A 4,561-nucleotide genomic window follows, 5' to 3' on the forward strand; every position below is an offset into this window, starting at 1 on the left:
GGTTTGCCTTTCTTCGGTTCATGTATGACCTCCTGGCCTGCCGGTCATGCGCTACGGGGCGGGTGTTAGGGAGTATCGGCAGGTCAAAAATAATTGGCAAAGTATTTCACCGTGATAGCGCGATTTCACTGTGAAGTTACCGTGAAGATGCCGGCAAGTCGTTCGAATGAAAGCTCTTACATCTCGCGTTAAGTTCATCAACGTACGGCTGTTACTGCGACGAAGATTAGCGATAATTCATAAACACGGAATACATCTAATCGGCAAACAATCACCGGCGAATTTGTTCGCGCGAATGACAAACGACGCGGTGGGATATTCCGGGTCCTCAGTGGGCTTGGTTCGGTTGGGTGAACGGTTCGAGCTCTGGGCTGTCTCAGGTCCACCAAGCCATCGATGCACCTAGGGATGGGAGTCGTTGGGGGCTGCTCCCACCATCTTCGAACAATCTCTCACCTACGGGTTCACACGCCATGCGACCACGGAACTCGCGGACGCATCGCCGTCAAGATTACTCGTCTTAAGCAGAACTTCGAAGTGGGGCGACCTGTCGCCCGTCACCTTCGCCTGTTGCCAGAACTGCCTCAGACGCTCCTGGTTCGAGACAAACTCCCATGCACACGCCGTAGCCGCCATGGAGGTTCCTTCCAGGATCAGGATGTTGCCCGCTCCGCTGGGATTGGCCAGGTACGAGACCTTGCAGTAGACCGTACGGGTTCGCTCATTGGGGTCTGAGATCCATTCCGCGGCCTCTTCCGGCAACGGCTTTCGGTTCTCGATCCTGTAGATTCCCCGCTCCCAGTCTTTCTTCAGAATGAAGTTCATGCCGCCTTGGAACATCAAGCCCCATGGATTGGTCTCACTGCTCCCGATCAGCACAACGTTGCTCTGCTTCAGGTCGTTCGGCCTGACATCGCGCGCATAACGCAGCGACGGCTCGACGTTCTGCCCTCGCGCAACGTGCGAAAGCTTCTGGATGATCTCCAGATCCACCACGGAGGTGTAACGCCGCGCGAACACCGTCGATGCCAGGTGCTGCTCCGGACTGGAAGGCCCATCCTCCTTCCCATAGGGAAAGGTCAGATAGTCCGCCAAAGTGAGGTTGGTACGCTTGAACTCCTGCCACACGGCGAGGCTGCTATCGCTCGGCACCAGGATCGTCGGGCGCTGACTGCTGAAGATCTGGGGCCATAACCCGCGCTCCGTGGCGAGATTTCCACGGTGGGCGCGGTAGAACCAGATACCGGCAAGCGATAGCACCACAAACAGAGCAACCGCGGCGCCACCGATCCAGAGCATTCTTAGGCCTGAAGCAGCCTCTTTCTCCCAGGCATCGTCCCGGCTGTCGGCATCGTCCGCCGAGACATCCTCGATCTCCTGCTCCTCCGAGGGCACCCCCGCTTCTGCTGGACCGTGTCTCGGACCGTCTCCGGGAACACATTCTGGAACGCACAACTCAAAGCGAGGCTGATAGGCGCCGCGCGGAATTACCAGGCGGATCGTCTCCTCACGGCCTTCGTGCTGGTAATACGTCTCCAGCTTGCGGCGCAGACGGCTGGCATGGGATCGCACAATGCCGTCGATACTGGGGTCGTAGTCGGTCGGCAACTGGAAGACCGTCCGCCCGATGTCCTTCTCGTTAATCTCCGAGACCCTTCCCTGGATCTCGAGCTCGCAGATGTGCTGCAAAAAGCTCGAGAGGCGTTCCGATCGATGGAAGTCCTTCGAAGCAATAATCCGGCTGACCAATTCACGCTTCGCAAGCGGCGGCACTGCTTCGAGATCTGACACCGGGTGATCGACCTTTCCCTTGCCTGGCGATTACAGCCTGGCGATAACTGTTCGGCGATATCGCTATCCTACGCCAGCCCGTTAAATGACGGATACACGTCTATTTTGGTCGCAATAACGGGTGATTTAACATCGCACATCTCCTTGAAAACACAGGGCAAATTTTCTGTTTCGGTGAATTGTCTGGAAGTCTCGCAACCGAGACAGCTACGGTGTATCTGGTTGGCGGGCTGCGTTCCTGGTTCCCGTTCGCCCGCAGTCGCCGGCCACCCCTCTTTGGCTCACCGGCGCGTCCGATCGGCCAATCTGCCGCCGTTCTCGATATCTCGGACAAACCCCACTGTCCGATCAACAAGCTTCCATTGGGCCCTGGATAGTTCGCTATCTAGGGCATTTTTTTGGGGACGGAAACAGGCGCCTCTTATATTAACGAGCGGCACTCGTATTAACGAGCGGCACTCGACCTGTGCCGGATGCCTGACATAAATGGCTGGGGCCAGCAGGCTTCCCTCCATGCTCCCCCCCAACCGGGTACGCCGATTCGTCAGCCAACCTTGGCAGGCGTCAACAGGTCCGCAAGTCCGACCCTGTGCAGCATCTCCGCCCGCACACGATCGAGCACGCCGTTCACCACCTCGGCTCCATCCTGGGTCGGGTCGACATGGACACGGAACGGACGCTTACCGAACGGTGCATCGACAATCTTCACCACCGCCTCGCCGACCGCAGCGACATCGGCATCCTCCGGAACGATAGCCGCGAAGCCCTTCATCACCTCTTCGCCGAAGTTCTTATACGGCCCCGCCTCGTACTCCGCCGCCCGCTCCTGGTCGGCAGGTCGCCCGGAGTGCGCGAAGTGATTCGTCCCACCTGTAAACGCTCCCGGAACCACGATCGAGGTCTCGATGCCCCAGCGCGTCAGCTCGCGAGCATAGATCACCGCCAGCGCATCCATCCCCGCCTTCGCCGCAAAGTACGGCGCCAGATACGGAGGCGTGCCACCCGCGGCGCTGCTGCTGGAGATCCAGATCACCAGCCCCTTCCGCTGCTTGCGCAACTGCGGCAGCGCTGCCCGGTTCACACGCTGTGTGCTCAGCACATTTATGTCATACAGCTCCGCCAACTGCTCCTGTGTGAATGCCTCCGCAGGCCCGAAGACCATGTGACCGGCGTTATGGATCACCACATCCAGGCGCCCGTTCTCTGCCACGATCCTGGCGATGGCCGCATCGGCCGACTCCTGTGAGGCCACATCCAGCTCAATCGTCCTGAGGTCAGCTCCGTTCTCCTCAGAGAACGTCTTCGCCGCCTCCACCTGCGGTGCGTTGCGTCCGGCGGTGTCGCGCATGCTCGCGTAGACGGTGTGTCCTGCCTTGGCCAGAGCGCGCGCCATCAGCGCTCCAAACCCACTCGATGCTCCCGTGATCACAATAACGTTCTTCATCGCAGTTCCCTTTCTGTTCCTGTTGCGTTGGTGATGACCTGTACGTTATGGCCGCATCTCAGGCGAAGCCGCCATTCGCGCGAAGCACCTGTGCATTCACCCAGCCGCCGTCTGGTCCGGCAAGGAACGAGACAACGTTGGCGATATCCTCAGGCTGCCCTAACCGCTCCAGCGGAGCCAGCTTGCTGAGCTGCGCAATCTGCTCCTGCGTCTTGCCATTCAGAAACAGATCAGTTCCCGTCGGCCCCGGAGCCACCGCATTCACCGTGACGTTGCGTCCGCGCAGCTCATTCGCCAGCACCGGCACCAGGCCTTCTACACCGGCCTTCGACGCGATGTACGGTCCATAGGTCGGGAATGACTTCGCCAGCACACTCGACGAGAAGGCGATGATGCGGCCACCCTCCGCCACATGCTGCGCCGCCTGCGACAGCACCAGGAAGGCTCCGCGCAGATTGGTCTGGATCACCTTGTCGAAGGTCTCCACATCGCCCTTCGAGATTGGTGACAGAGGCATGATGCCGGCGTTGTTCACCACCACATCGACGTGTCCATAAGCCTCAATCGTCTTGTCGAACAACTGCTTCACATCGTCAGCGTTGCTCACATCCGCCTTCACTGCCAGAGCCTCGCCATCGCCATTGCGGATCTCGTTCACAACCTCCTGCGCTAGTTCACTGTTCCCCGCATAGTTCACTACCACTGCAAATCCATCGGCGGCCAGCCGCTTCGCGATCGTGCGGCCAATGCCGCGGGATGCTCCAGTAACAATTGCTGTCTTTGCCATGATCGTTCTCCTCTTCCAGGCAGCTTCGTTGCTCGAAGCTGACTTATGAATGAAGAATGCGCCGGCCCAGAATATAAATCCAATACATAGTGCGAATATCGAATATGTGTTTTGTGCATACCAAGATCTAAGCTGTATCGACAAATTCGTTCTGCTGTTTTGCTAGGATTTTTGGGCATTCCTAACCCACCCTAACTCCGTGAGGGTGGGCACCCGGCAGAGATGAGAAGCAGATTTCTCCGCTACGCTTCGAAATGACAAATCAAAAGGTGCCACCGCTCTGAGCGCTGAAGGCCGGGGTCCCCAATGAACTTGTTCATTGGGGTGGAAAGGCGCGCTCTATACCAGCCTGGGGCAACGGCCCCAGGTATCGGGCACATTGAGAGATCAAGGGCTGAAGAGTCTGTGTGAGAGAGGCATCATCTCTCTGGATGAGTGAGCCGTTGTTGGAGGATTTCATTGTTGAGTGTGGATGGGAGCTGTTTTAGTGGGATTTCTGGAGGATGTAGATGCGTTTGAGGTTGTAGGCGGTGGCGGCG

3 protein-coding genes are annotated in these 4,561 nt (G+C 58.3%); all 3 read right to left on the minus strand.

Annotated elements, in window-relative coordinates; all coding sequences use genetic code 11:
• Window positions 1–456: 456 nt before the first annotated feature.
• The 3 genes from AB4043_RS15710 to AB4043_RS15720 all read right to left on the minus strand — a co-directional run bounded on the left by AB4043_RS15710 (window position 457) and on the right by AB4043_RS15720 (window position 4,022).
• Complete coding sequence (locus tag AB4043_RS15710) at window positions 457–1,791, minus strand: hypothetical protein (RefSeq protein WP_442302839.1); 1,335 nt, start codon at window positions 1,789–1,791, stop codon at window positions 457–459.
• A gap of 544 nt (window positions 1,792–2,335) precedes the next feature.
• Window positions 2,336–3,235, minus strand: a complete 900-nt coding sequence (locus AB4043_RS15715; RefSeq protein WP_442302838.1) for an SDR family oxidoreductase — start codon at window positions 3,233–3,235, stop codon at window positions 2,336–2,338.
• A 58-nt stretch (window positions 3,236–3,293) separates the two neighbouring features.
• Entirely contained in the window at window positions 3,294–4,022 is a 729-nt protein-coding gene (locus tag AB4043_RS15720; protein ID WP_442302837.1) for an SDR family oxidoreductase, read from the minus strand.
• Window positions 4,023–4,561 lie beyond the last annotated feature (539 nt).

It is taken from the genome of Terriglobus sp. YAF25 (genome assembly GCF_052113305.1).
In the GTDB taxonomy this organism is placed as follows: domain Bacteria; phylum Acidobacteriota; class Terriglobia; order Terriglobales; family Acidobacteriaceae; genus Terriglobus.